General features: G+C 69.8%; 36 protein-coding genes. 29 read left to right on the forward strand and 7 right to left on the reverse strand.

The genetic code is table 11. The annotated features are described in order from the left end of the window. The first annotated feature begins 20 nt into the window (after positions 1–20). The 26 genes from ABZ215_RS24620 to ABZ215_RS24745 all read left to right on the forward strand — a co-directional run bounded on the left by ABZ215_RS24620 (position 21) and on the right by ABZ215_RS24745 (position 18,319). The gene (locus ABZ215_RS24620) at positions 21–551 is read left to right on the forward strand and encodes a hypothetical protein (protein ID WP_354951870.1); all 531 of its coding nucleotides are present in this window, start codon (positions 21–23) and stop codon (positions 549–551) included. Beyond that, complete coding sequence (locus ABZ215_RS24625) at positions 548–724, forward strand: hypothetical protein (RefSeq protein WP_354951872.1); 177 nt, start codon at positions 548–550, stop codon at positions 722–724. The genes ABZ215_RS24620 and ABZ215_RS24625 overlap by 4 nt, the downstream gene beginning before the upstream one ends. Then, the gene (locus tag ABZ215_RS24630) at positions 717–1,235 is read left to right on the forward strand and encodes a hypothetical protein (protein WP_354951874.1); all 519 of its coding nucleotides are present in this window, start codon (positions 717–719) and stop codon (positions 1,233–1,235) included. Before ABZ215_RS24625 ends, ABZ215_RS24630 begins: the two co-directional genes overlap by 8 nt. Then, positions 1,232–1,642, forward strand: a complete 411-nt coding sequence (locus tag ABZ215_RS24635; protein WP_354951876.1) for a hypothetical protein — start codon at positions 1,232–1,234, stop codon at positions 1,640–1,642. Before ABZ215_RS24630 ends, ABZ215_RS24635 begins: the two co-directional genes overlap by 4 nt. Before the next feature lie 34 nt (positions 1,643–1,676). Then, positions 1,677–2,300 (forward strand): hypothetical protein, encoded by a 624-nt coding sequence (locus ABZ215_RS24640; RefSeq protein WP_354951878.1) that lies wholly within the window; start codon positions 1,677–1,679, stop codon positions 2,298–2,300. Positions 2,301–2,382: 82 nt separating this feature from the next. Beyond that, the gene (locus ABZ215_RS24645; RefSeq protein WP_354951880.1) at positions 2,383–2,625 is read left to right on the forward strand and encodes a hypothetical protein; all 243 of its coding nucleotides are present in this window, start codon (positions 2,383–2,385) and stop codon (positions 2,623–2,625) included. Between the two features lie 514 nt (positions 2,626–3,139). Continuing rightward, positions 3,140–3,541: a hypothetical protein gene (locus tag ABZ215_RS24650; RefSeq protein ID WP_354951882.1), complete on the forward strand. Its 402-nt coding sequence runs from the start codon at positions 3,140–3,142 to the stop codon at positions 3,539–3,541. Between the two features lie 82 nt (positions 3,542–3,623). After that, positions 3,624–4,949, forward strand: a complete 1,326-nt coding sequence (locus tag ABZ215_RS24655; protein WP_354951884.1) for a terminase — start codon at positions 3,624–3,626, stop codon at positions 4,947–4,949. An 11-nt stretch (positions 4,950–4,960) separates the two neighbouring features. Continuing rightward, positions 4,961–5,122, forward strand: coding sequence for a hypothetical protein (locus ABZ215_RS24660; protein WP_354951886.1), 162 nt, complete (start codon positions 4,961–4,963; stop codon positions 5,120–5,122). Continuing rightward, a complete protein-coding gene (locus ABZ215_RS24665) occupies positions 5,122–6,372 on the forward strand; it encodes a phage portal protein (RefSeq protein ID WP_354951888.1) in 1,251 nt (416 codons plus the stop codon). The genes ABZ215_RS24660 and ABZ215_RS24665 overlap by 1 nt, the downstream gene beginning before the upstream one ends. Further along, positions 6,369–7,199: an HK97 family phage prohead protease gene (locus tag ABZ215_RS24670; protein WP_354951890.1), complete on the forward strand. Its 831-nt coding sequence runs from the start codon at positions 6,369–6,371 to the stop codon at positions 7,197–7,199. The genes ABZ215_RS24665 and ABZ215_RS24670 overlap by 4 nt, the downstream gene beginning before the upstream one ends. A gap of 139 nt (positions 7,200–7,338) precedes the next feature. After that, positions 7,339–8,631 (forward strand): phage major capsid protein, encoded by a 1,293-nt coding sequence (locus tag ABZ215_RS24675; RefSeq protein ID WP_354951892.1) that lies wholly within the window; start codon positions 7,339–7,341, stop codon positions 8,629–8,631. A gap of 2 nt (positions 8,632–8,633) precedes the next feature. After that, the gene (locus ABZ215_RS24680) at positions 8,634–8,987 is read left to right on the forward strand and encodes a phage head-tail connector protein (RefSeq protein ID WP_354951894.1); all 354 of its coding nucleotides are present in this window, start codon (positions 8,634–8,636) and stop codon (positions 8,985–8,987) included. Next, positions 8,984–9,340, forward strand: a complete 357-nt coding sequence (locus ABZ215_RS24685) for a hypothetical protein (protein WP_354951896.1) — start codon at positions 8,984–8,986, stop codon at positions 9,338–9,340. The genes ABZ215_RS24680 and ABZ215_RS24685 overlap by 4 nt, the downstream gene beginning before the upstream one ends. Next, complete coding sequence (locus ABZ215_RS24690) at positions 9,340–9,768, forward strand: hypothetical protein (protein ID WP_354951898.1); 429 nt, start codon at positions 9,340–9,342, stop codon at positions 9,766–9,768. The genes ABZ215_RS24685 and ABZ215_RS24690 overlap by 1 nt, the downstream gene beginning before the upstream one ends. 1 nt (position 9,769) lies before the next feature. Beyond that, positions 9,770–10,114: a hypothetical protein gene (locus tag ABZ215_RS24695; RefSeq protein WP_354951900.1), complete on the forward strand. Its 345-nt coding sequence runs from the start codon at positions 9,770–9,772 to the stop codon at positions 10,112–10,114. After that, positions 10,111–10,380: a hypothetical protein gene (locus ABZ215_RS24700; RefSeq protein ID WP_354951902.1), complete on the forward strand. Its 270-nt coding sequence runs from the start codon at positions 10,111–10,113 to the stop codon at positions 10,378–10,380. The genes ABZ215_RS24695 and ABZ215_RS24700 overlap by 4 nt, the downstream gene beginning before the upstream one ends. A gap of 228 nt (positions 10,381–10,608) precedes the next feature. Continuing rightward, positions 10,609–11,064, forward strand: coding sequence for a hypothetical protein (locus tag ABZ215_RS24705; protein ID WP_354951905.1), 456 nt, complete (start codon positions 10,609–10,611; stop codon positions 11,062–11,064). Next, positions 11,064–13,076: a hypothetical protein gene (locus ABZ215_RS24710; protein WP_354951906.1), complete on the forward strand. Its 2,013-nt coding sequence runs from the start codon at positions 11,064–11,066 to the stop codon at positions 13,074–13,076. The genes ABZ215_RS24705 and ABZ215_RS24710 overlap by 1 nt, the downstream gene beginning before the upstream one ends. Further along, the gene (locus tag ABZ215_RS24715; protein ID WP_354951908.1) at positions 13,073–14,470 is read left to right on the forward strand and encodes a hypothetical protein; all 1,398 of its coding nucleotides are present in this window, start codon (positions 13,073–13,075) and stop codon (positions 14,468–14,470) included. Before ABZ215_RS24710 ends, ABZ215_RS24715 begins: the two co-directional genes overlap by 4 nt. Then, a complete protein-coding gene (locus ABZ215_RS24720; RefSeq protein ID WP_354951910.1) occupies positions 14,467–15,579 on the forward strand; it encodes a DUF5047 domain-containing protein in 1,113 nt (370 codons plus the stop codon). Before ABZ215_RS24715 ends, ABZ215_RS24720 begins: the two co-directional genes overlap by 4 nt. Continuing rightward, on the forward strand, positions 15,576–16,295 hold the full coding sequence (locus tag ABZ215_RS24725) for a hypothetical protein (RefSeq protein ID WP_354951912.1): 720 nt from the start codon (positions 15,576–15,578) through the stop codon (positions 16,293–16,295). Before ABZ215_RS24720 ends, ABZ215_RS24725 begins: the two co-directional genes overlap by 4 nt. A gap of 12 nt (positions 16,296–16,307) precedes the next feature. Continuing rightward, entirely contained in the window at positions 16,308–17,024 is a 717-nt protein-coding gene (locus ABZ215_RS24730; RefSeq protein ID WP_354951914.1) for a hypothetical protein, read from the forward strand. Positions 17,025–17,034: 10 nt separating this feature from the next. Continuing rightward, a complete protein-coding gene (locus tag ABZ215_RS24735) occupies positions 17,035–17,280 on the forward strand; it encodes a hypothetical protein (protein ID WP_094004633.1) in 246 nt (81 codons plus the stop codon). A gap of 11 nt (positions 17,281–17,291) precedes the next feature. After that, entirely contained in the window at positions 17,292–18,128 is an 837-nt protein-coding gene (locus ABZ215_RS24740; protein ID WP_354951928.1) for a hypothetical protein, read from the forward strand. Positions 18,129–18,136: 8 nt separating this feature from the next. Further along, complete coding sequence (locus ABZ215_RS24745; protein WP_354951916.1) at positions 18,137–18,319, forward strand: hypothetical protein; 183 nt, start codon at positions 18,137–18,139, stop codon at positions 18,317–18,319. A 71-nt stretch (positions 18,320–18,390) separates the two neighbouring features. On the opposite strand, the gene ABZ215_RS24750 is transcribed toward ABZ215_RS24745, so the two are convergent. Continuing rightward, positions 18,391–18,564, reverse strand: coding sequence for a hypothetical protein (locus tag ABZ215_RS24750; protein WP_354951918.1), 174 nt, complete (start codon positions 18,562–18,564; stop codon positions 18,391–18,393). After that, positions 18,561–18,818, reverse strand: a complete 258-nt coding sequence (locus ABZ215_RS24755; RefSeq protein ID WP_354951920.1) for a hypothetical protein — start codon at positions 18,816–18,818, stop codon at positions 18,561–18,563. Before ABZ215_RS24755 ends, ABZ215_RS24750 begins: the two co-directional genes overlap by 4 nt. A 107-nt stretch (positions 18,819–18,925) precedes the next feature. Between ABZ215_RS24755 and ABZ215_RS24760 the strand changes: the two genes are divergently transcribed. Next, positions 18,926–19,102, forward strand: a complete 177-nt coding sequence (locus ABZ215_RS24760) for a MerR family DNA-binding transcriptional regulator (protein WP_354951922.1) — start codon at positions 18,926–18,928, stop codon at positions 19,100–19,102. A gap of 32 nt (positions 19,103–19,134) precedes the next feature. Here the strand turns inward: ABZ215_RS24760 and ABZ215_RS24765 are convergent, their stop codons facing one another. The 5 genes from ABZ215_RS24765 to ccrA form a co-directional block, all read right to left on the reverse strand. Continuing rightward, positions 19,135–19,614, reverse strand: coding sequence for a hypothetical protein (locus ABZ215_RS24765; RefSeq protein ID WP_354951924.1), 480 nt, complete (start codon positions 19,612–19,614; stop codon positions 19,135–19,137). 171 nt (positions 19,615–19,785) lie between these two features. Continuing rightward, positions 19,786–20,739 (reverse strand): adenylate/guanylate cyclase domain-containing protein, encoded by a 954-nt coding sequence (locus ABZ215_RS24770; RefSeq protein WP_157358679.1) that lies wholly within the window; start codon positions 20,737–20,739, stop codon positions 19,786–19,788. Positions 20,740–20,745: 6 nt separating this feature from the next. Then, positions 20,746–21,195, reverse strand: a complete 450-nt coding sequence (locus ABZ215_RS24775) for a universal stress protein (protein WP_017984484.1) — start codon at positions 21,193–21,195, stop codon at positions 20,746–20,748. Positions 21,196–21,857: 662 nt separating this feature from the next. Beyond that, positions 21,858–22,919 (reverse strand): chromosome segregation protein, encoded by a 1,062-nt coding sequence (locus ABZ215_RS24780; RefSeq protein ID WP_354951926.1) that lies wholly within the window; start codon positions 22,917–22,919, stop codon positions 21,858–21,860. Positions 22,920–22,933: 14 nt separating this feature from the next. Next, a complete protein-coding gene (ccrA, locus tag ABZ215_RS24785) occupies positions 22,934–24,271 on the reverse strand; it encodes a crotonyl-CoA carboxylase/reductase (RefSeq protein ID WP_237339243.1) in 1,338 nt (445 codons plus the stop codon). Positions 24,272–24,482: 211 nt separating this feature from the next. Between ccrA and ABZ215_RS24790 the strand changes: the two genes are divergently transcribed. Further along, on the forward strand, positions 24,483–24,857 hold the full coding sequence (locus ABZ215_RS24790; protein ID WP_020420204.1) for an SPW repeat protein: 375 nt from the start codon (positions 24,483–24,485) through the stop codon (positions 24,855–24,857). Between the two features lie 81 nt (positions 24,858–24,938). Next, on the forward strand, positions 24,939–25,529 hold the full coding sequence (locus ABZ215_RS24795; protein ID WP_020420203.1) for a TetR/AcrR family transcriptional regulator: 591 nt from the start codon (positions 24,939–24,941) through the stop codon (positions 25,527–25,529). Positions 25,530–25,620: the final 91 nt, after the last annotated feature.

Raw genomic sequence — 25,620 nt, forward strand, 5'->3', positions numbered from 1 at the left:
TCTTGGCGGGAGGCCCAGCCGTGACCGCCACCGCCGTGATCGGCTGGGTCCTCGTCGCCCTCGCCGTCGCCCTCACGGTCGCCGTCGAGTGGCGCATCCGCGCCGCGGATGCGAGCCGGGGGGACCGCGACAACGCGCAGATCAACCAGAAGAAGGGCCGCCCGCAGCTTGCCGGCAACCGGGCGGCCCTGACGAACACCCGAGAGGACACTCAAGTGCTCGACATGCAGTTTAACCCGCCGTCGCAGCTTCCCGCCCCGCCCGCATGGGCGAACCACGTCTGGATTGATCGTCTCGGCGGCTCGTATCGCCTGGTCGAAGCGCCAATGGCGACCCGCGAAGGACGCATCCTGACGGTGGAGGCGCAGGCATGCGACTTGATCGAGCTGGATGGCACTGTGACCCGCTCCGGACCCGACTTGGAGGTGGCGATTCGCGACGCGGACGGCGACGAAGCCGCGGTGACGTGGCTGTCGATCGCTGCAGCGACCGCTCTGCGGGACACGCTCAACCGTTTGCTCGCCGCTGCGGCCGAAGGGGGCGTCCAGTGATCCCGGTCCTGTGGTTCGTGCTCCCGCTGGCTGCTCTGCCCGTCCATGCCGTCGTCTGGTTCCGGTACGGCGTCCGTGTTGGTCGTCGCCGCACAGAGGAAGCGCACGACGCCCGGTGGGCGCGGTTCCTCACCTCTCTGCGTGACGAGTTCGAGGGAGCCGACGATGTCTGACCAGCCGGACCTGTTCAGCTGCGTGATCGAACCTGAACCGCCGGTGGGCGCCCTGTCGCGGGTGCGCCACTTCGGTGACCTCGCCCGGCAGGGCCGACTGGACGCGCTCACGGCCATCGGTCGGATCGAGGCCGAGGTGGATGCCTTCCTCGCACGTGCCGCCGCAGCCCGGGATGCCGAGGTGCTCGGCGACACTGAGGGACGGTTGCGTGTCGATGCGAAGTCCACGTCGGAACGCGCTGCCCGGTTGGTACAACCGAAGACCGGGAACCAGCGCGGCAAGATCTTGATCGACATCGTCGAGCACGGCGGCTCGACTGACTACGAGCTGGAGCACCGGTTGGGGCTGCTAGCCAGCTCGGTACGGCCCCGTCGCGTGGAACTCGTCCAGTCCGGGTTCATCATCGACTCCGGCCGCGTCCGCCATCACCAGGGCAGCCAGTGGACGCTGTGGGTCGCCACCGAGGCGGGCCACGCCTGGTACTCCGCAAACATTGGGAGGGCCGCGTGACGGACGAACAGATCGACTACGCGCCCACCCTGCCCGGGATCGCGCAGATGATGAAGGACGCTGACGAGGGACTGTTCGTCGACCTGGTCGCCGAACTGCTGGAGGAAATCATCCGCGAACACGCGCAGACCGAGGACGACAACTGCAAGGAGTGCAGCGAGTCCTGGACCATCGCGTGGCCCTGCGGATGGTGGGCGACCGGCGAGCGGGTCGCGATCTCCTGGCTGATGGAAAAGGCGGCCGGTGTGCAGCGCGGACCACTGCAGTTGCCGCCAGAGATTGCCAAACGGGTCGCTGACCCCCTCAAGGTGTGGCGGGACCGCCAGCAAGCGAATCTCGAACCAGTGCACCAGCTCGCTCTCGAGGTGCTCGGACTGCCTGCAGAGCCTGACGAGACCAAGAAGTGACCGCCAGGCCCGGCCAGGGGCACGGAGACTGTCCGTGTCCCTGACCGGGCCACCGATGGAAGTGGTGAAAGGCCTGGTGTGGACCAAATTGGGCGACGAGTACCCCGACGCCACGCGTGACCTCAGCGACGCCGCGTGGCGGACTCACACCGAAGCGCTGTGCTGGTCGAACCGGCGCCTCCTGGACCTCGTCATCCCGAAGCGAGACCTCAAACGCTTCGCCGAGACCGAAGACCCTCAGCTCGCCGCGAAGGAGCTGGAGGAGACCGGATGGTGGCAGGACCTCGGCGACTCATGGTTCATCGGCGTGCGGTTCAGCGAATGGCAGCTCGAACGATCCGTGGTGGAGCATCGCCGCGACCTCAACGCTGACCGCCAGCGGCGTCACCGGCTGCACAAGTCCGGAGACCACTCGATGTGCACGACGGACCGATGTAACGCGTTACGTGATGCGTCACGAGACGCGTTACCCGGGACGGGTCGGGTCGGGACGGGTCGGGAACCAAAAGACGCTACAGAAGGAAAAGAAGCCCACGCGACCGTGTCGAACATCGACGGCAGGTTGTGCGACCGGTGTGGGGGTTCTCCGACCCGTGTCGACGGTGCTGGTTCCCGTCTCTGCTCGTCCTGTGGTCCGCATGTCTGGCGGGCCGCGTGAACCTCCGACAGGAAGCGCGGAGAACCGTACACAACTATGCACTCGCGAGACTGTCGCGAGTGTCCAGCGCAAGGAGCCGCTGATGCGTGAAGTGATGCCCGGTCGCCCGGACCCGGACCGCCAGCCCTACGACGACACCTGCCCGAAGTTCAACACCGACGACTCCCGCGCCCGCGCCCAAGCGGATCTGCGCGAGTACATCCGTAGCACCCGCGACGAGTTCGCCGAGGCTGCCCGCCGCGTCACCCGCCAGGACCGCAAGAGCGAGGCGTACCGGGCCGCTGAGCGTGCCCTGGGCGGCGAACCAGACGAGGACGCGGCATGACCCTCATCGAAGCTGTCAGCCGCTTCTACGCCTCGTTCGTCGCCGTCCTCGTCCTGACCGGGCTGTGGGCGCCCCGTGGATAGCCGCCGCTACGGCTCCAGTTCCTCACAGGGCTACGGCGCAGGCCACCGGCGCCTGCGCCGTGCCTGGGCGCCACGCGTCGCAGCCGGCGGCGTCGACTGCGCCCGCTGCCACCAACCCATCAAGCCACGCGAACCATGGGACCTCGGCCACGTCGACCACTCGGGCAAGCAGGCATACCAAGGCCCCGAGCATCGAAGCTGCAACCGGGCCGCAGGGGTCGAAGCGCGGGAAGCCGCCGACCCTCAACCGCGACCACGAGCCACCTGGATCAAGCGATCGTCCAGCCGCGACGGCGACACCCCGGTTTTTTGATCACCCCGGGCCGCCCGGAGATCCACGTCCTTATGCTTCTCCCTCCCCGAGGCCGTTGTCGGCGCGTCGCGGCTGGTCAGGCGGGGTACCGGGACGATCGTTCAGGTAGTCTGGTCGCATGGTTGATCGTGGCAGGTTGCAGAGCGCGGATCGGCTGCTCGGACCCGCTGTCGCGGAGACCTTGAGTAATCTCGAGCTTTCCGGGGAGGATCTGGCGCTTTCGCGGCTTGCTGGGGTCTACGCGGCGCAAATCGATCATGCTGCGGGTGCTGCTGCGCAGGCGGACAGGGTTCTGCGAGCGGCGATCGAGGACGGCGCGGATCAGGAGTTGGTGGATCTCGTTCAGGCGTTGAAGGCGAAGCTGGCTGAGCGGACCGCGGTGGCGGAGCTGGGGCCGAAGTTGCAGGCAGCGCTGACTGAGTTGGGGGCGACTCCGAAGTATCGGGCTCAGCGCACCAAGGGGGGTGCGCCTAGTGGGCCTGGTCGACTCGCCCAGCTCCGCGCCAACCGGGCCAGCTGAGCCTCTTCGCGGCAAGGAGACCCCGCGGTTGTTCACGGAGCCATTGCGCCCGTTGAACCGCAAGACGAGTCTTGGTCCTGAGGTGATCGAGTTCGCCGAGACAATGCTCGGTGTCGAACTGCTGCCGTGGCAGAAGTGGTGGTTGCTGCACGCGCTCGAACTGTTGCCGGGCGGCGGGTTCCGCTACCGCGTTCTGGTCACCCTCGTCGCACGTCAGTCCGGCAAGACCACGCTGATCAAGATCCTCGCGTTGGCGTTCATGTACCTCGGGCGGGTGCGTCTGGTTCTCGGCCTCGCACAGTCTCTGGACATCGCGAAGGAGTCGTGGTCGGGTGCGGTTGAGATGGCCGAAGGCGATCCCGAGTTGCGGGCCGAGATCGACGATGTGCGGAAGGCAAACGGGCAGGAGGAGCTGCGGCTGTGCAACGGCGCCCGGTACCGAATCGCTGCGGCCACACGCAAGGCAGGACGTGGTCTCAGCGTGGATCTGCTGATCGTGGACGAGGTGCGCGAACACCGTGACTGGGCGTCCTGGGGCGCGGTTTCGAAGACGACGATGGCGCGGCCGAATGCGCTCACCGTGGCGATAAGTAATGCGGGTGATGATGAGTCGGTGGTGCTGAACCAGCTTCGTGACACGGCGCTGGCCGGCACGGATCCGTCGATCTTCCTGGCCGAGTGGTCGGCTGAAGAGGGCTGCGAGCTCGACGATCGGGAAGCGTGGGCGCAGGCGAACCCGGGTCTTGGGTACACGATTACGGAACAGGCGCTTGCATCGGCGCTGGCGACCGACCCGCCTGCGGTATTCAGGACCGAATGCTTATGTCAGAAGGTCGATCAACTCGACGGTGCGATCGACCTCGGGGCGTGGAAGGCTTGCAGGGATGCCAGCATGACGCTGGACCTGTCCACCCAGCGCCCGATTCTCTGTGCCGACGTAGCACCGGACGGAGGGCACGTCACGTTGGTCGCTGCGGCGGAGAAGGACGGCGTGGTGCGCGTGGGTGTGGTTCAGGCGTGGTCCTCGACCGAGGATGCCCGCCGGGACCTGCCGGCGTTGCGGGACGAGTTGGATCCGCTAGCCGGGGCGTGGCTCCCCAATGGGCCCGCTGCGGCGCTCGCTCCGCTCTTCCGCGCTTGGGGATGGATTGAGATCAAGGGCGCCGCGGTCAGTGAAGCGTGCCAGGGGTTCGCCGACCTCGTGCGCGCCCGCCGCGTGCGGCACTCCGGCGACCCGCTGCTGGACGCGCACGTGGCGGGCGCTTCCAAGTACCACCAGGGCGACGGGTGGCGCTTCGTGCGCAAGGGGGCGGGCCACGTCGACGCGGCCTACAGCGCCGCAGGGGCCACCTACATCGCCTTGACGCTGCCGGAAGAGGAAGCCTCGCCGTGGTTCGGCGTGGTGTGACAGGAGACGACATGAAGAGTACGCGGGTGTGGCCGCTGGTGGCGCAGTACTCCGGTGCCGCTATGGCGCTGGCCGGGCTCTACGGCCTGATCGGTCTGCTGTGGACCGCGCTGATCGCCGGGGTCGCGATGCTCGCGATCGGCACGGTGGCCGAGCTGAAGGGCGGCGCGTGATGGGACTGGGCAAGCTGTTCACCCGCGGCGCATCCGTGCAGCAGCACTCGCGGACGATCGTGTCGGACGGCTGGCGCATCGGTCCCTCCGCCCTCATCAACGGCGATACCGGATGGGGTGGCGGCGGGTACGTGCGGGCGCTGGGTATCCCCGGCGTGGACCGGGCGGTGATGCTGATCGCCGACCTGCTCGGCGGGCTCCCGTGGGACGCCTACACCGACCGCGGCCGCAACTACGCCGAGAAGATCATCCCGCGGCCGATCCTGCTCGAGCAGCCCAACCCGGAGGAAGCACGGATCAACACCGTGTCCAACTGGGTGGCCGATCTCGTGCTGAACGGCAACGCCGTCGGCGTGATCGCCGAGCGGAACCGGGCTGGCCTGCCGACCGCGATCGTCCCGGTCCCGGCCCGCAACGTCGGCGTGCGGCGGGCGGGCGGCACCACGTACTCGGCGCTGCCGACCGGCGCGATCGAGTACAGCATCGGCGGCCTGTCCTTCGCCGCCGATGAGGTGCTCCACGTCAAGGGCCCCTGCGAGCCGGGCGCGTTGCGCGGCGTCGGCGTGCTGGAGAAGCACCTCAACGGCAACGGCAGCCTGGACCTGGCCGAGGAGCTGGCCCGGCAGGCGCGCAACCTGGGCAACACCGGCATCCCCACCGGCGTGCTGAAAGCGACCAGCCCGGACGTGACCGAGCCGCAGTTGCGCACCGCGAAAGAGGCGTGGCTGCGCGCGCAGCGGGACCGCACGGTGGCGGCCCTGGGACCAGGAACCGAGTTCGAAGCGCTGGCCTGGAACCCCGAGGAACTGCAGCTGATCGAGGCGCGCAAGCTGTCGCTGCTCGAAGTCGCCAACATCTTCGGGCTGCCGCCCCGGTTCCTCGGCGCCCCGTCGGGCGGTTCGATGGACTACACCAACGCCGAGGCCGAGAGCATCGACCTGCTGAAGTTCTCCCTCGGCGGGCACGTGGGCCGGTTCGAGCAAACCCTGTCGCTGCACTTCCCCCGCGGCACCTGGGTCCAGGCGAACCTCGACGCGGTGCTGCGCGCCGACACCCTCACCCGCTACCAGGCGCACGAGATCGCCGTGCGCAACGGCTGGCTGCTCAAGTCCGAGGTGCGCGAGATCGAGGACCTGCCGCCGGTGCCCGGCATCGACGACGACCCCGAACCACCGCCGCCCACGCCGGCCACGCCGCCGCACGAGCAGCAGACCAGCGAGACCGACGAGCAGACGGGAGCGACTGCATGACCGCCGAGACGACGTTCACCCGCCAGTGGATGCCGGACCTCGAGGTCCGCTCGGCGGGCGACGGCCGGACCGTGGAGGGCATCGCGGTGCCCTACGGCAAGCCTCAGGTCATCGACAGCCGGTTGACCGAGCAGTTCGCGCGCGGGGCGTTCAACGCGCAGATCCGGGCCGCGCACCGGGTCCCGTTCTTCCGCGACCACTTCGGCCGCAACGGCGAGATGGGCGGGACGCTGATCGGCCGGGCGATCGAGCTGCGCGACGACGCGGCCGGGCTGTTCACCCGGTTCCGGGTGTCGCGGACCGAGAAGGGCGACGAGACCCTGGAGCTGATCAAGGACGGCGCGCTGTCGGAGCTGTCGATCGGGTTCCGGGAGGGCCAGAACCGGAAGCTGCCCGGCGGCGTGATCGAGCGGCGCTCGGCGACCCTGACCGAGGTCGCGATTGTGATGGCCGGTGCCTACGGGGAGTCCGCGACGGTGACCGCGGTCCGGAGCGCGGACACGGCGGACCGGCGGGCGCAGCTGGACCAGATCGTGGCGACGCTGCCGGTGCTGTCGGCGGATGCCGAGGCGCTGACCCGCGCGAGCGCGCACGGCGGCTCGAACCTCAAGTACGGGCCCGGCTCGCCCCTGTGGGAGTACTGGGTCGGGCCCGAAGGGTTCGCCCGGTACGCCGCGTCCCCGCACCCGTGGACGGCGCTGCGCGACGCGCTGATCTCCGAGGGCGTGCCGACGAGCATGGCGGATGGCCTGGCCACCAACATCATGCAGGCGACCCCCGCCGGGCGGGCGCTGTACGCCAAGCACCACGGCGGACACGCGGCATAACCGGCTAACCGCTGTCATCGGTTAGACTGGTCGCGAGCAGTAACGCAGGACGCCGACACCCTCGCCGCTCACGGAAGCGAGCACCCCGGCCAATCGGTGCGAATGACCCCATTCGTTTCGACACCGGGAGGACGGCGCCATGCCGAACCCGTACCTGGTCCGGTTGCGCGAGCAGCACGACGCGCTGCGCTCCTCGATCGAGGGCCTGCAGACGCGCGCCGCCGAGGGCAACCGCGACCTCACCGAGGACGAGCTGCGCAGCGTCACCGAGCAGGCGACCCAGCTGCGCACCCTGTCCGAGCAGATCGAGCAGCTGGCCGAGGTCGAGACCCGCAGCCGCCGCGTCGGCGAGCTGGCCGCTTCGCTGGACGGGGATGCCGGCGAGCAGCAGAACCTCGGTGGCGAGCAGCACCGCAGCCGCACCACCACCCGCGACCGCGACCCGGGCCACTACCGGTCCGAAGTGGATGGCGGCGAGCGGTCGTTCTTCGGTGACCACTTCCGGGCCAAGGTGCTCGGTGACCGCGAGGCGCAGCAGCGCCTCGACGAGCACATGCGCGCGGTCACCCAGGCTTCCGGCGGCACCGGCATCATCCCGCCGAAGTGGCTGACCGACGAGTACCAGGGCCTCGCGCGGGCCAAGCGGCTCATCGCCGACCGCGTGCGCCACGTCTCGCTCGGCCGCGACCCGCGCCCGCTGATCCTGCCGAAGCAGACCGCCGGCACCGACCAGAACATCACGGCGCAGACCACCGAGGGCCAGAACAACGCCGGCTGGTCGGCGGACCGCTTCGCCACCGACAAGGACACGCTCACCCCGGCCGCCTACTCGGCGTCGCAGATCGTGTCGCGCCAGCTGCTCGACGCCTCCACCCCGGCTGCGGACAGCCTGATCATGGGCGACCTGCGCGCCGCGTGGGACGCCAAGGTCGAGAGCCTGGTGTGCGCGGCGATCCTGTCCGGCGGCACGGCCGTCGCCACCCCGGTGGACCTCACCGACGAGGTGGCAGCGCTGGACGCGGTGATCGACGCGCAGACCGAGGTCGCTGAGGACAAGCGCGGGACCGCGGACCTGATCGCGCTCACCCCGGCGCAGTTCGGGTCCTTCCGCAAGATGCGCGACACCACCAACCGGCCGCTCATGCCGGTGTCGCGCTACAACCCGACCAACGCCACCGGTGCGCTGGGCAACGTGCTCGTCGGCGACATCGAAGGCTCCGACGCCTACGCGTCGATGGGCTTCGCCGACAACACCAAGTTCGCGGTGCTGTACTCGCAGGCGGTCTACCTCGGCGAGTCGGACCTGTTCGACTTCACCTACGAGCAGAACGTCGGCCCGGCGGATGTCCAGATGGGCATCTGGGGTTACGTCGGCGTCCTGGTCCGCAACCCGGGCTCCGTGCAGGTGCTCACCCTCGCCACGGGCGCGTGACGATGAGCTGGCCGCCCACGCTCGACGACCTCAAGCTCGACTTGAAGATCACCGAGCCAGACGACGTGCGCGACGACGCTGTGCTTGAGGTGCAGCTCGACGCGGCGGTGGCGTTCGTTGAGCGTGTGCGGTCGGACATCGACTACACCGAGGACGAAGTCAACCCCCAGCCCAAGCCCGACCCGGACCTCGTGCTGGGCACGATCCGGCTGGCCGGCCGGTGGTTCACCCGCCGCCGGTCGCCGGACGCGCTCGTGGCTATGGGCGAGCTGGGCTCGGCGCGGATCCCGTCGTTCGACCCGGACATCGAACGGCTGTTGGGCATCGGCCGGTACCGAGGGCCGGTGTTCGCATGAGGACCGTGTTCGAGGCCGCACAGCAGCTCGAAGCCGTCCTCAAGACGGCCGACAGCCGGCTGCGCTTCTACACGATCGGCGACAACCTGGCCCCGCCGGCGGTGCTGCTCGGCGCGCCGCAGCTGACCTGGGGCACCTACGGCCCCGCACCCACGACGGCCACGTTCCCCGTGTTCCTGATCGTCGACCTGGATTCCCGGGCCCTGGAGCGGCTGTGGCAGCTCGTCGGCCCGGTCACGGCTGCGATCGACACGGTGCCGGACGCGGTGGTGCAGAGCGCGGACCCGGGCATGTACCCGACCGGCAGCCAGAACCTTCCCAGCTACTCGCTCTCCGTGGAGGTGAGCCTCTGATGGTGCATCAGCGGCGTCTCAAGATCATCAACTTCACCATCGATGGCCAGTCCTTCGAGTGCCAGGTGCAGACGTGGAACCTGGACCCGGGTGTGCAGGACGGCGACCGCCAGTACACGTTCTGCAGCAGCGGCGCGAACAGCTTCGTCGAGGAGACCGACGACGAGCCCACGCTGGAGCTGACGTTCTTCAGCGACTGGCGCTCGAACGGGCTGTCGGACTACCTGTGGGCGCACGCCAACGAGGTCGCCGACTTCGTGCTGGACCACCACCCCGACATCGTCGGCGAGCACGTCCGGTGGACCGGACAGGTTCTGCTCAAGCCGCCGCCGGTCGGTGGGGACGCACGCGCGACCGAGACCAGCGAGGTCACGCTGCAGATCATCGGCACGCTCGGCGACGGCCTGACCTACGAGAGGGTGGCCTGACATGGCGCGCACTTCCGTTGCCACGCAGCAGATCGTCAAGACCGGGCTGGCCCCGGCGCTGACCGCGCCGGTCGCCGACGGCGACATCATCGACACCGGCCTCGTGTTCCTGCAGGTGACCAACGGTGGCGGTTCGCCGGTCACCGTGACCGTGCAGGCCACCGTCGAGGTCGACGGCCTGGACCTGGAGGACCTGGTTGTGTCCGTGCCCGCGGCCGGCACCCGGCTGATCGGGCCGCTGTCCTCGTCGACCTTCGGGCGGCCGAACGGGACTGCGGACGCCAAGCGCGCCTACGTCGACTACTCGTCCGTCACGGACGTTACGAGGGGAGTGTTCAAGCTGTGATCGACTTTACGATCGCGCCGGACGGTGGCGAGAAGTTCGAGGTCAAGGCCACCACGCGCGACATCCTGAACTGGGAGCGCACCACCAAGGGCGGCTCGCTGAAGCAGCTGATGGAGAACCTGCACACCGCGGACCTGTACAAGGTGGCGCACTTCGCCGCCCGCCGCACGCAGCAGTTCACCGGCACGCTGCAGGAGTTCGAGGCCAGCTGCGACCTTGAGTTCGAGCTGGAGGAGACGGTGAAGGAGCCGGACCCTACCCAGTAGGCAGCCTGCGCCGGACCCTGATCGCCCTCGCGATCGAGACCGGGATTCCGCCCAGCGTCTGGGTTGCCGAGGACGACCAGCACCACGCGACCGTCGTCACCGCACTGTCCATCTTGGAGGAACGCGAGAAAGCCGCCTCACGGGGCAAGGGCACAACCGCCCACCGTGAGCCCGGGGCCGGGGGCCCGCAGTACTCAGGCTGACCGGCCGTCCCCGGAGGTGATTCTCGTGGCCAAGACCTCGCTCACGGTGAAGATGAGCATCGTCGGTTTGCGCCCGACGCTGCGCGCCTTCAACGACCTGCCGAAGGACGCCACGAAGCGGCTCAAGGACGCCACGCTCGAGCTGTCCCGCGCCCTGGCCGCCAAGGTCAAGGCCGAGGGCATGGCCGACGAGGCGCCGCAGTCGCGCCTCGTCGCCACCACGGTCGCCGCGGTGCGCGACCGGGTGCCGGCCATCCGGGCGGGCGGCACCAAGCGGCTGGGCCGCAACCGCGCCCCGGCGTACAAGCTGCTGTTCGGGTCGGTGTTCGGCTCGAACTACTACCGCCAGTTCGGCCGGCCGCACCAGGGCCGTGACGCCTACTGGTTCTTCCCGGTCGTCGAGAACAGCCAGGCCGAGATCGCCGCGAAGTGGACGGCGGTGGCCGACGGGATCATCCGCGACTTCAGCGAGGACGCCTGATGGCCGCCGGAACCCGCACGATCACGATCAAGTTCGACGGCACCGCCAAGGGCCTCGTCGCCGCGACCGGCGTCGCCTCGGCGCAGCTGCGCGCGCTGGAGCAGCAGACCGAGACCAACCGGAAGAACCTCGGCAAGTTCACTTCCGCGGTCAACAGCACGTTCGGCGCGCTCGCCCGCGGCGCCCTGACGATCTCCAACCTGTCCGGCGGCATCGCCGTCGTGATGGGCCTGACCACCGCGCTCATCGCCATGTCCGGCGCGGCCGGGCTCGCGCCGGCGGCCCTGTTCCGCGTGGCTGCGGCGATGATCGCGGTGAAGCTCGGCGGCGAGGGGATCCAGCGCGCGTTCGACCAGCTGGGCCCCACGCTCGACGGGCTCAAGGCGAAGGTGTCCGACTCGTTCGAGAAGTCGCTGACACCCGGGGTGAACAACCTGAAGGGCACCCTGCCGCAGCTCACGGGCGGGTTTCAGCAGGTCGCGACCGCGATGGGCGGGGTCTTCACCAAGCTGACGATCTGGCTGAAGACGCCGGCCGCGATCGGGCAGGTGAACACGATCCTGTCCGCCACGTCGCGGGTGATCCAGAACATCGGGGCGTTCCTGGTGCCGGTGATCGCCGCGTTCGTGCGGATCGGCGCGGTGGCGGCGCCGATTCTGGTCGAGCTGACCTCGGGGCTCGGTGCGGTCGGTGAGCGGTTCAAGGCGTGGGTCGACCGGATGGCCGAGACCGGCAACATCGAGCAGTGGATCCGGACCGCCATTGAGGCGTTCCGGGAGCTGTTCGCGATCCTCGGTGACATCGGCGGGATCGTGGCCGCGGTGTTCGGCGCGCTGACCGACGCCGGGGTGGGGCTCGGCGGCGTGCTCGGCCCGGTCATCAAGATGGTGCGCGAGTTCGTCGAGTCCGCCGAGGGCCACGACGCGATCGTGGCGCTGGCGCAGGCGGTCGGCACCGTGGGCCAGGCGGTGTCCGGGGTGCTCGGCGCGGCGCTGAAGGCGATCGCCCCCGCTTTGCCGCCGCTGCTCGACGCCTTCGCCCAGCTTGCTACACAGATCGCGGCGTTCCTGGTCCCGGCGATCCAGTTCCTCGGCCCGCTGCTGCAAGGGCTGGCGACGTTCCTGGCGCAGAACATGACCTGGATCGGGCCGCTGGTGATCGCGGTCGGCGGGCTCGCGCTCGTGATCCAGACGGTGACCACCGCGGTGAACCTGTGGCGGACCGCGGTCGCCGCCTACACGGTGGCCCAGTGGGCGCTCAACGCCGCCCTCAGCGCGAACCCGATCGGCCTGGTCATCGCCGCGATCGTCGCGCTGATCGCGATCATCGTGCTGATCGTGTCCAACCTGGACTTCTTCCGCGGCGTGTGGGACGCGGTGTGGAAGTTCGTCTCCGACGTGATCACCGCGGTCGTCGGCTGGTTCCGCGACCGGTGGAACGACGTGTGGAACTGGTTCGTCGGCGTCTTCAACACGCTGGGCGGGTTCTTCTCCGGCATCTGGAACGGCGCCCGCAACATCATCGGCGGCGTCATCGACTGGTTCCGCCGCACCTGGGACGGCGCAATCAACGCGGTGCGCGGGTTCTTCTCAGGGCTCGCCGACTTCGCCGGCGGCATCTGGGACGGCATCGTCGGCGGCATCAAGTCCGCGATCAACGCCGTGCTCCGCGTCATCAACGGCGCGATCAACGGCGTGAACAACGTGACCGGGCTCGTCGGCATCCCCTCGATCCCGAACATCCCGTACCTGGCCAAGGGCGGCACCGCGCGCGCTGGCCAGTCCTACCTCGTCGGCGAGCGCGGGCCCGAGCTGTTCACCCCGGGCCGCACCGGACGCGTCACCAACGCCAACACCACCGCCGAGGCGATCGGCGGCGGCACCGGAGCTGAGGTGCTCGAGCTGCACGTGGATCTCAGCGAGGGGATCTCGCAGGTGTTCCAGATCAAGCTCGACCGGCGCGACCGGGCGACTCGCCGCGCCGTGCTGCAGGGAGTGGGGGCCGCGCGATGACCCTGACCGCGACCTACGCCGACGACCTGTCCCGCGTGCGCCTGGCCGTCACCGGCGCCCCGGCGCAGGCTGACTACGCGCTGATTGAGCGCAGCACCGACCAGATCACCTGGGCCACCGTGCGCGGCGGCGACACCGTGCCGCTCACCTCCGGTGCCGGGCAGCTCGACGACTACGAGTTCGCGCCCGGGGTGCCGAACTACTACCGCGCGTCCTACGTGGACAGCGGCGCGATCACCTCCGTCGGCGTCACCCCGGCCGGGCCGGTCACCGGCGACAACGCGCCGCTCACACCGGCGCTGCCGACCGCGGTCGCGGCGGGGGATCTGCTGCTGCTGTTCGCCACGATCCGCAATACCGCGGCCGCGCCGAACGCGCCGGCGGGGTGGTCGACGCTGCACACCACGGGCAGCACGAAGATCTTCGGCCGCCGCTACGTCCCGGGCGACGCCGCCCCGACGGTCACGTTCACCGGCGGCGCCGCGGGCGACTCGACCGCGGCGGTGGTGTGGGCGCTGCGCAACGCCGAGCTGGCGCCCGAGGTGTCGGTGTGGCAGAACAACGCCTCCGCCCAGAACATCGCCTACCCGGGCATCACCGCCGGCGGCGCTGGCGACCGGCTCACGGTGCTGTTCGCGTGGAAGCAGGCCCAGCACACCGGGTGGGGCACCCCGGGCGGGTTCGTCGACGTGACCCGGGTCAGCAACACCGCGGGCTCCGGCGACAGCCTGTTCGTCTTCCTCGCCGCCTACCCCACGACCATCCCGGCCGGGACCGTCACGATCACCGGCGGGGCGGCCGCGATCTCCAAGGCCACGCTCGCGACGTTCCGCCGCGCCGACTACGTCACCCGCGACACCGCCGTGGTCACGCCGGACATGCAGGTGGCGTGGATCAAGAACGTCCAGCGCCCGTACCTGAACCGGGCCGTCACGGTCACCGACTGGTCGGCGATCACGCGCCCGGCCCGGGCCGGGATCATCGACGTGATCTCCCGCTCGCTGCCGGTCGCCGTCACGGACCTGCGCGGGTCGAAGCGGTACACGCTCACCATCACCGCTGTCGACCTCGACGTGGCCGAGGACCTGGACCTGTGCTTCTCCACCGGGGAACCGGTGCTGCTGCACGTCCCCGCAGGCGCGCCGTTCCCTGGCGGGTACTACGTGATCGGCGACATCACGATGGACCGCCACTCCAAGCGCACCAAGCGCCGGTTCTTCGACCTGCCGCTGACCGAGGTCGCCGCCCCGGCCGGAACGATCGTCGGCTCGACGGTGCTCTACGCCGACATCCTCGCCACGTTCGCCACCTACGCCGACCTCCTGGCCGCGGAGCCGCAGTACGCCGACGTGCTCGACCGCATCGCCGACCCACCGGACGTGATCGTGCCATGAGGCCCGTCTCCGACCGCTTCCTCACCACCGTGCGCGGTTCGCACGCGATGGCCTCGCGCGCCCGCGTGTGCACGCCGGGGCAGACCGGGGTCAACCCGGTGGGCGTCGAGATCCCGATCGTGTCCGGTGACGTGAAGCTGGACGCCACCGCCGACATCCGCGCCACTCTCGACCTCACCACCGAATGGGAGTTCCCGGCCAGCGCCGGCGGGCTGCTCACCCCCTACGGCAACGAGGTGTTCATCGAGCGCGGCATCGTCTACGGCGACGGCGGCACCGAGTGGGTCTCGCAGGGCTACTTCCGCCTCTACGAGACCGACCAACAGAACGCCCCGAACGGCGAGATCCAGCTCGACGGCCGCGACCGGATGTCCGGCATCATCGACGCCCGCCCGCTCGCACCGCGCGAGTTCGGTGCGGGCACCTCGGTCGCGGCGATCTTCGACTTCCTCGTGGGCGAGGTCTACCCGGGCGCGATCATCCTGTTCGACTTCGACGCCGGCGCCACCACGTTCCCGTCCAGCCACGTGCTGGAGGACGACCGGTACAAGTTCCTCAAGGACATCGCCGAATCGCTCGGCAAGGTCATGTACTGGGACTACGCCGGGCGCCTGCGGGTGGAGACCGCGCCGGACCCGACCCAGCCGGTGTTCACCGTCAACCACGGCCGCGGCGGCGTCGTCGCGACCGTGGCCCGGCGCCTGAAGCGCGACGGGGTGTACAACGCCGTCGTCGCCACCGGTGAGCAGGCCGGCGAACAGCCTCCGGTGCGCGCGGTCGCGCTCGACCTCAACCCCAGCAGCCCGACCTACTGGAACGGGCCGTTCGGCAAGGTGCCGCGGTTCTACAGCTCCAGCTTCATCACCACGACCGAGCAGGCGCAAGCCGCCGCAGACGCGATGCTCGCGCGGCAGCTCGGTCTGCCGTACAACGTCGACTTCTCGATGGTCCCCAACGTCGCGCTCGAACCGCTCGACCCCATCGAGCTGTCCTATTCGGACCGGCACAGCACCGAGCGACACGTGATCGAAACGCTCACCGTGCCGCTCGACGCCGCAGGCGTCATGCAGGCCACCACCCGCGAACAGATCCTCGGAGGTGTCGCATGAGGGCCGAAGAGATCGCCGCGCTGATGGTCGCCGGGTTCCAGCAGCAGACCACCGGCAACACCGACATCGGCTACCACACGGGCGTCATCGAGTCCTGGGACACGCTGACCGGGCTGAACACCGTCGACATCAACGGCGTCACCTTCACCAACCTGAAGGTGCTCTCCACCGGCGCCGGAATCGTGCTCTCACCCGGCGACACCGTCGTGATCATGCGGTTCCAGACCCAGTACTTCATCCTCGGCCGCGTCTCCGCGCCCGGCGCGGGCGCCGCGCTCGGCGTCCGGCAGGACTTCGTCGAACCGCAGATCGACATCACCTCCGGCACCTTCGTCGCCTCCGGCGGCCCCACCTGCACCGACGTGTACGTGTCCTCGTCGCGCCGGGTCCTGGTGTTCCTCACCGCGCAGATCGCGGCCGCCAACTGCTACGGATACGCCTCCGTCCAGGTCTCCGGTGCCTCCAACATCGCCGCGGGCGTGGGGGACAACGCGCCGGCCTCCGGTGGCGGGTTCGACCTGGGCAATGCCTCCTCCACCGGGATCGTCTACCTCGGCGCGACCGCCACCACCGTCCAGCTCTTCGACCAGACGATGGGCCTCAACGAGGGCCTCAACACCTTCACCGTCCTGTACCAGCGCGCCACCGTCACGGGCTACACCCCGGCCAGCCCCGCTGCTTTCCGCCGCCGCCGACTCGTCGTCATGCCCTTCTGAGGGAGGAGAACCATGCCCAGCACACCCACCTTCGGCTTCCGGTACCCGGCGCTGACCGATCCGCCGAACGTCCCCGCCGACATGCAGGAACTCGCCGAGGATGTCGAGGGCCAGTTCCTCAAGACCCTGCGGGTGGTGTCCTCGCTGCCGGCGTCCGGGGCGACCAACCAGCTGCTCGTGTCCGCTGTGGACTGGCGCGTCTACCGGTGGACCGGGACCGCGTGGGTCCCGCTCAACCCGAGCATGCCCGCGTGCGTGCTGTACAACGACACCGCGCGCTCGATCTCGCCCGGCGTCCCGCAGACGGTCCCGATGACCGGGTTCGAGCAGAACGACAGCGTCGGCGGCAACCCGATGTGGCGTCCCAGCTCGTCGGGCGGCGACGACTTCGCGCTCATCATCCGCGAAGCCGGTCTGTACGACGTTGGCGTGCGGACGCAGTGGTCCGCCGACACCGTCGGCTACCGGGTGCTCGGCATCACCAAGAACAAGACCACGGGCGGGTTCGCCTACGCCAACACCGTGGCCTACAACCTGCTGCCCAGCTCGACCAACGCCGCCGAGGGCAACGGTCAGGAAGCCACCAACCGGCGTCGCCTAGCTGTCGGTGACGTGCTGCGCGTGAACGCCGGCCACACCTCCGGCAGCACCCGGTGGCTGGAGGGCGGCACGACCGGCAACAACGGCGGCGGTCTGACCACGTTCTGGGCCATCAAGATCAAGGACTGAGGGAGGAGTCATGGCACAGCCCGGTGACGTGGTGATCACCACCAAGGAGATGTACGACGAGGTGCGCGCCACGCACGACGCCGTGAAGGAAATCCGCGGCGAGATGAAGACCCTGCGCGAAGAGGTCAAAGCCCAGAGCGCGGACCACGAGACCCGCATCCGCGCGCTGGAGCGGCGCGTGTGGGTCGCCACCGGCGGGGGCGGCGCGCTCGGCGCGCTCGCCGGTGCCCTCATCACGGCATTCACAGGAGGCTGAGCGTGCGCACGATGTACGACTCCACCCGCGCGAACAACATCCCCGCCGACGCCGGGATGGTCGCCGGGTACGTCGACCAGTACACGATCCCGAAGTGGTCCGCCGAGGAGTGGGCCCGCTTCCCGCGCGCGGTCAAGGTCCGGATCGCGAAGAAGGCCAGCACCAACGACGGGCACGTGCTCGACGTGGAGCCCGGCCTGGCGATCCCCGCAGAGGCGCCCGGCTGGGCGCAGATGCGCCGCCGCGCCGGGGTGGCGCCGACGATCTACTGCAACAAGGCCACGTGGGGCGAGGTGCAGGAGGCGTTCAACGACTTCCGCGTGCCGCAGCCCCACTACTGGATCGCCCACTACAACGGCGAGCGCGAGCTGCCCACGCTCAACGGCATCACCGCGGTCGCGAAGCAGTACGCCGACGACAAGCGCCTGGGCAAGCCCTACGACCTGTCGTGCGTCGCCGACTACTGGCCCGGCGTCGACCCCATCCCCCCGGCCGCCGCGGCCGCGATGAACCAGGAGGACGAGATCATGTTCACCCACACCCTGCCCCGCGGGGCCGGCTACCACCGCGACACCCTGACGCTGGAGTCCGATGGCGTCTCCACGCTGGTCCAGGACGTGTACGTGAGCCTCGCGTCCGGGTTCGACGGGCTCCGCAACGTCAAGGTCTACTTCCCCGGCGGCGGCGACCCGGCGGCCGGCTCGGACGACCGGTTCGTCGACGAGCTGCCGAAGGACACCCGCGAGTGGTGGAAGCTGCCGAAGGGCTGCTTCGCCTTCTCCATCGAGTACGAGTGCGTCTCCGACGGCTCCTGCCCGTCGTTGTCCGTCGTCTACACCCGGAAGTGAGGGCGGTCGTGAACCTCGGGAAGGCAGCGAAGGCGATCGTGGCCGCGGTCGGCGGGCTGTGCACCGCGCTCGCCCCGATCGTCGCCGACAACGTCATCGGCGCCGGGGAACTCCCGGCCGCCCTGTCCGCGCTCGTCGCCGCCGGCGCGACCATCTACGGCGTGTGGCGGGTGCCGAACAACGTCGAGTAGCGGAACCCCCGGCCCGGGGACTTGGAGGTGTACGGGCCGGGGGCTCCTCGCGCGCCTGGTCTGCCCCCTGATCAGGGACGGCGCACGTCTTCGCCGGCGTGCTCGCCCGGCTCCGGGGGCAGGGTCTCGCCGGTGTCCAGCAGCGTGATCGTGCCGTCGTGGGCCTCGAAGTACGACGCGCGGCGTGCTCGGTTCACGTCTTTGACCAGCGGATCCTTCTGGAACTCCGAGTACGAGAACGTCATGAGGTCCTCGCAGCCAGGTAGGCGTCGACTCCCTGGGCCATGCCGGGTTCGAGCAGGCGGCAGGCCGGGCAGCGCTGGACCTCGTCCGGGTCCAGGCGGAGGTCGAGCGCCGAGCGGGTGGCGATCAGCCCGCAGGCGGTGGCGCACATCTCGTCCAGGTAGCCCTCGCGCATGGCGCGCTGGATCCGCAGGTGAAGACGCTCGGCGATCACCAGCCACTCGGGCTCGACGTGGGAGACGGACACGTTCGGCACCGGTGACCTCCGTTCGCGACTGACCCATGTGACCTATCCGACCTAACATAGCGCATCTGACTCATCGGACGTGCCACGAACGATGATCAACATCTAACGTGCGCGGAATGGCGCTCTTGACCTCGTCGCAGCTTGCGAAAGCGCTGGACGTGTCGCGCCAGAGCATCGCCCGATGGGCTAAGGACGGGATGATCACACCCGAGTTCGTGACGCCGGGCGGTCAGTATCGCTGGGACCTGGAGAAGGTCAAGGCCGAGCTGCGCCGCGCGCGCCAGAACGAGTAGCGAACACGGGGCAGATCCCGCGACATCGCAAGCTAGCGCTTGAGCAGCAGTTGCCGCGCATCCCGCAGGTCCCGCTCGGAGCACCCGCCGGCCAAGTCGACGTAGGGCGTGTACCGAGACCCAGCCAGCAGCGATGCGCAGTCCGCCACGATCTCGATCCGGTCAGCGCCGAGCACGAACGCGGCAAACCGACCCGACCCGAACTGGCGGACCTGCTGCAGGTGCATGTGCTCGTGTCGCACCACGTCGGCGACATACCGGCAGGGCACCAGCGCGTCGACCACCGCACCAGCATCGCTGGCCTCACCCCAGCCCGTGTCGGGCACGTCGCCGACGCGCCACAGCGCCCGGTTCTCGCCGAGCTCGTCCAGGGTGCGGTTGTACTCCGTCGCCCACGCGCACTGCTTCGGGGGAGCGGCGGCGTCAGCCGGTGCGCTGACCGGGCTCGTGCCGGTCAGGAACGCGAGCAGAACGAGGATCGCGACGAGCGAGCGGGCTCGGGTCTGGGCCATTGGTACCTCTCGGGCTCATGGCCCTTCGGTCCCACGTTTGTCCCATGATCTTGCTTCCGCTGCTGGTCAGAGCTTTACCTCTGCCAGTACGCGGTCCTGCCCGCGAACTGAGCCTGACGATCGATGCGGCCGCCGGGGCACCGGTGGTCGCATCGATTTCCGCTCGGCCTGCTAATCCCGCCTGAGCACGTACGGGTGCAGCCGCGCGTAGCCGCGGACCGTCGCCGGGCGGCGGGATCGCACCGTGAAACCCGGCAGTTCCGCCAGCTCGCCCGCGAGTTCGCGGTCGATCAGCACCGTGCCGGGGCGCGCCACCGACGTGAGGCGTGCGGCCATGTTCACCACCGACCCGTACACGTCGCCGAAGCGGCTCAAGATCCTTCCCGCCGCCAGGCCCGCCCGGACTTCCGGCAGTTCGGCGTCCGCCGCTGTGCGTTCGGTCAGCGTCAGCGCTATCTCAGCGGCATCGGCCGGCGCGTCGGCGACGAACAGCACCTCGTCGCCGATCATCTTCACCACCCGGCCGTGGTGGTCGGCGATCACCTCGGTCGCGAGCAGCTCGAAGCCCTCCAGCACGGCGCTGAGCTCGCTCTCGTCGAGGCGGCGGGTCAGCCGCGTGTAGCCGACCATGTCGACGAACCCGACGACCTCCGTCCGCGCCTCCAGGTCCTCCTCCGGCGAGGCCAGCGCCCGGCCCGCGAAGGCCGCCAGGTGCCGCCGCCACACGAAGTCCTGCACGCGCTGCAACTCCGGCAGCAGGCGCTCGACCAGCGTCACGACCTGCGAGTCGTCCTGGCCGAGGTGCTCGTTCTCGGTGATCAGCGTCCACAGCATCCGCACCTGCCACTCCGCCAGCCGGGACAAGTGCAGGCCCAGCGTGCGCGCCACCGGCGCCTCCAGGCCCTGGTCGAGCAGGCCGGAGGAGATCAGCTGGTCGGTGGTGCGGACGGCCTCGACGTCGGCGTCGGTGAAGACGACCTCGTCGTCGCCGACCGTGGCGAACCCCAGCGCCCGCCACAGGCGGGTGGCCCGTTCGATGGGCACACCCGCCTTCTCGGCCACCTCGAGCCGCGTGTAGCGGCGCTTGCCGCCGAGCAGGATGCTCTCGAGGCGCTCGGAGTCCACCACGGCCTACGTGGTGTGCACGATCAGGACGTCGACGCCCGACTTGCGCGCCGCCTCCGACGGCACCGACCCGAGCAGCCGCCCGGTGAGCGTGTTCAGGCCCCGGTTGCCGACGACCAGCAGGTCGGCCGACTTGTCGGAGACGACCTTGCGCAAGGCTTCGACCGGCTCCCCGACCACGGCGATCGTCTCGGTCGACCCCGCGCCGGCCTTGAGGGCGCGGTCGCGGGCACTGCGGAGCGTGTCCTCGGCCGGCGCCGAGCCGACCACCTGGTAGGCCTCCTCGCCGAGGACGTCCTGGGCCTTCTCCACGTCCTGCCTGCTCGCCGGGTAGTAGGCGCACACGATGACGAGCGTGGCGCCGGAGTCCGCGGCCACGGCCGCCGCCCGGTCGACCGCGCGGAACGATGAATCAGACCCGTCCGTACCGACAACCACGGTCCGGTATGCAGCCATCCCAATACCTCCGGCAAGGGTGCGCGCCTGTGCGCTTTCGCAAGTGGCGCCCTAGGTTACTCGCCAGTCGGTTTCTGCGCAGCCCCACCACCGGGGACGGTTTCACGTTCTTCGGCGGGCCGTGACAGCTCACCCGGCACACCTCGTCTGGCGGGGACAACCGCGCAGGCCACAGTGGCTGCGAAGATCGCGGCGAGCTGGATCCTGCCTCCGGTGGCCGTGGAGGTCGAGCGGGATCGAGCCTGACCGACTGGAGTCCTGGGTCGGATTGACGGCTCGGCCCGCCCGGGATGTGCAGAGCGGGGCGCAGCTTGCCTGGTGGCAGGGCGTGCCTGGTGGGGGAAGCGCCTGGTGGAGGTGGTTCGGCTCTGCCGCCTTGGCGATGTGCTCCGGGCGGGATGTGTGGTGGCGGGAGGGGCTGGCCAAAGTGGCTCAGCCCGCCCCGCCAGGCGTTACCTCCGTCCGGGAGCGCTGCCGCGCTGAGGTGTCACTTCCGTCCGGGAGCGCTGCCGCGCTGAGGTGTCACTTCCGTCCGGGAGCGCTGCCTCGCTGAGGTGTCACTTCCGTCCGGGAGCGCTGCCGCGCTGAGGTGTCACTTCCGTCCGGGAGCGCTGCCGCGCTGAGGTGTCACTCCGCTCGAGAGCGCTGCCCCGCCCGCGCCTCTACTGCCTCCCGGAGGGCTTCCCCGCCGGGGCGGTCTCGCGCTCCTCGGGTAGGGGCTCGATCACCGGTTCGGCTTCGCCGAGCACCGAATTGGCCTCTAGCAGCACTTCGCGCGCTGCCTTGACCTGTTCGGCGATTCCCGCGCGCAGCTTGCGCAGCGCCTCCACCCGGTCGGCGGCCGCGTTGATGCGGCGGTTCGACTCCTCCGTGGCTTCGCGCACGCGGCGCGCCGCCTCGTCGGACGCCTCCGCCACCCGGGCGTTCGCCTCGGTGATCGACTCCGTCTTGCGGCGGTTGGCGTCCTCGATGGACTCGCGGCGGCGGCGTTCGATCTCGGCCTTCGCGGCGGCCTCCTCCTCGGCGACCTTCTTGCGGATCGCCGCGGCCTCGTCCGTCGCTTCGCGGACGCGGCGTTCGGCTTCCGCCTTGCTGGTCGCCTCCTGCTCCGCCAGCACCCGCATCGCCTCGGTGCGCCGGGCCGCCATCGCGATCTCGAAGTCCTCTTCGACCTGCGTGCGGCGCTGCTCGGCCTCGCGGTCCAGCCGGTCCCGCTCCTCCTTGGCCTTGTTCGTGATCGACTCGGCCTCGGCGCGCGCGGTCTCCAGCACCTTGCGGTGCTCGGCCTCCATCTCCTTGCGCCGCGCGTCCAGCTCGGACAGCAGCTGCTCGTAGCGGGCGCGCATGGCGCTGGCGTCCGACTCGGCCTTCGCCCGGATGTGCCCGGCCTCGGCCTCCGCGCGGGCCCGCGTGTCGGCGGCCTCCTCCTGCGCCAGCCGCAGCATGCGCTGCAACCGCTCGGACAGGCCCTCGACCGTCGTCGGCGGCTGGCCCAGCCGCTCGACCTGGCCGCGCAGGTTCTCGATCTCGCCGCGAGCCTGCTCCAGCTGCCGGGCGAGGTCGCCGGCCTGCGAGATGGCGGCATCCCGGTCGGCGGCGAGCATTTTCAGGTCGCTGTCCAGCCGTTCGAGGTGCTCGTCGACCTGGTGGCGGTCGTAACCGCGCTTGGCCAGGTCGAAACCCGCGCCGAGCGGTACAAGCTCTCGTTCGTCGCCAAGGCTCATGCGGCCCAGACTACTTAGGCGCCGCGGAACAAATTGATCCGGTCGATGTGCTTGGACCGCTTCTCCACATCACGCACGCCCAAACCCTCCTCCGGGGCGAGACACAACACACCGACCTTGCCCTGGTGGGCGTTGCGGTGCACGTCCAGCGCCGCCTGCCCGGTTTCGGTCATCGGGTACGTCCGGGACAGCGTCGGGTGGATCAGGCCTTTCGCGATCAACCGGTTGGCCTCCCACGACTCACGGTAATTCGCGAAATGCGAGCCGATGATCCGTTTCAGGTTCATCCACAGGTACCGGTTGTCGTACTGGTGCAGGTATCCGGAGGTGGACGCGCAGGTGACGATCGTGCCGCCCTTGCGCGCCGCGTAGACCGACGCGCCGAACGTTTCCCGGCCCGGGTGCTCGAACACGATGTCCGGGTCCTCACCGCCGGTCAACTCTCGGATGCGCGCGCCGAAGCGCTGCCACTCCTTCGGGTCCTGCGTGTTCTCGTCCTTCCAGAACCGGTAACCCTCCGCATTGCGGTCGATCACCAGTTCGGCACCCATCCGGCGGACGATCTCCGCCTTCTCCGGGCTGGACACCACGCACACCGGGATCGCGCCGCCGTTGAGCGCGAACTGCGTGGCGTACGACCCGAGCCCGCCGGAGGCGCCCCAGATCAACACCACGTCGCCCTGCTTCATGTTCGCCCCGTTGGGGGTCACCAGCTGCCGGTAGGCGGTGGAGTTGACCAGCCCGGGGCAGGCGGCCTCCTCCCAGGTCAGATGGTCCGGCTTGGGCATCAGCTGGTTGGCCTTGACCAGCGCCAGCTCCGCGAGCCCGCCGAAGTTCGTCTCGAAACCCCAGATCCGCTGGTCGGAGTCGAGCATCGTGTCGTTGTGCCCGTCCGGGCCCTCCAGCTCGACGTTGAGGCAGTGCGCGACGACCTGGTCGCCCGGCTGCCACCGGTGCACGCCCGGCCCGGTGCGCAGCACGACGCCGGCCGCGTCCGAGCCGACCACGTGGTAGGGCTGGTCGTGGCGCTTGGCCAGCGGCGAGAGCTTCCCGTAGCGCTGCAGGAACTTGAACGTGGGGATCGGCTCGAAGATCGACGTCCACACGGTGTTGTAGTTGATCGCGCTGGCCATCACGGCGATCAGCGCCTCGCCCGGCCCAGGCTCGGGGGTGGGCACCTCGTCGACGTGCAGCGACTTGCGCGGGTCCTTGTCCCGGGAGGGGATGCCGTCGAACATGCCGGCCTCGTCGGCGTGGACCGTCACGCCGCGGTAGGCCTCCGGCACCGGCAGAGCGCCCACTTCGGCGGTCTCGCCGGCGAGGATCGCATCCCGGATGTCCGTGATCGTCATGTGGGCCTCCCTGCGCTGGGTTGGAGTGCCTGACATTACTGGCCAGTAACGTCATCCGCCACTGCCCGGGAGGAGGGCTACCTCACCCGTCCGTTGTGCCGGGTTCGCCGTAATCCAACCTTGATTGACCGGCCGGCCAATCAAGGCGCACCATGGCAGTGCGGAGACCGCGCCGCGTGGTCTCCCGGATCGGGTTCGGAGGTGATCACGAATGGCTGATCGTTCGAAGCGGGCGTGGACCCGTCCGCACGACTGGGCCGAGGTCGTGCTCGGGGTGGTGGCGGTACTGACGCCCCTGTGGGCCGACACCGACACCACCACCATGTGGACGATGATCGTGCTGGGCGCCCTCATCGCGCTGGACGGCCTGCTTTCGCTGTCCATGCCGGGCCTCGTCTACGGCGAGGGGGTCCAGGTCATCCTCGGGGCGCTGCTGTTCATCGCACCGTGGGTGATGACCTACACGGCACTGGACGTGGCGGCGTGGTCCTCGTGGATCATCGGCGCCCTGACCGCGATCGCCGGGCTGGCGGCACTGCCGGTGGCGAACGCGGTGCACCGCGGTGGGATGACGACCGCGCACTGAGGCAGTCACCCCGGTCGGCCCACGACGAGCCGGTTTTCGGTTAGCGTTGTGGGCCGGCGAGCTGTACGAGAGGCGGGCGGAGTGGCGCGGACCGAACACGGCGACGACCTCCCGGCCAAGGAGCGGATCCTCCGTGCGGCCGAGGACCTCTTCGCGGAAAGCGGTTTCGACGCCACTCCGACCTCCCGGATCGCCGAGCGGGCCGGCGTGCCGAAGGGTCTCGTGCACTACTACTTCCGGCGGAAGGCCGACCTGCTCAGCGCCCTCATCAAGCGCCTGCCGGACGAGCAGATCGACGCCGCGCGGGTGGTCGTGCCCGGCGACATCGCGGAGAGCCTGCGGCGGCTGGTGTCCGAACTCGACGCGCGGCTCGCCCGGTCGCGGATGCTGTCCCACCTGCTGTGGCGGGAGGCCGACACCCACCGGGCGGTGCGGGACGCGCTGCACGACCGGTTCCAGCAGCTGGTCCGGCAGGTCCGCACGGTGATCATCGCGGCGGGGGACGGCGACCTCGCGGTGGCCGACGTGGACAGCGCGGCCGGGCTGCTGGCGCTCGCGGTGAGCTACCGGCACTCGGTGGCGCGGCACGGCGGGGACGACCCGCCGGACCTGATGGAGCGGGAGCTGAACTTCATCGCCGACGCGCTGATGGCCCGGCCCGCCCCGGGTTAGAGCGTGTCTTACGTGGTGATCGACCGCTGGTGAGCGATGATCTTGGCTGTGGTTGATCGGTTGTCGCTGCGGTTGGTGCCGGATGAACTAT

It is taken from the genome of Amycolatopsis sp. NPDC006131 (assembly GCF_040614175.1).
GTDB lineage: Bacteria > Actinomycetota > Actinomycetes > Mycobacteriales > Pseudonocardiaceae > Amycolatopsis_E > Amycolatopsis_E tucumanensis.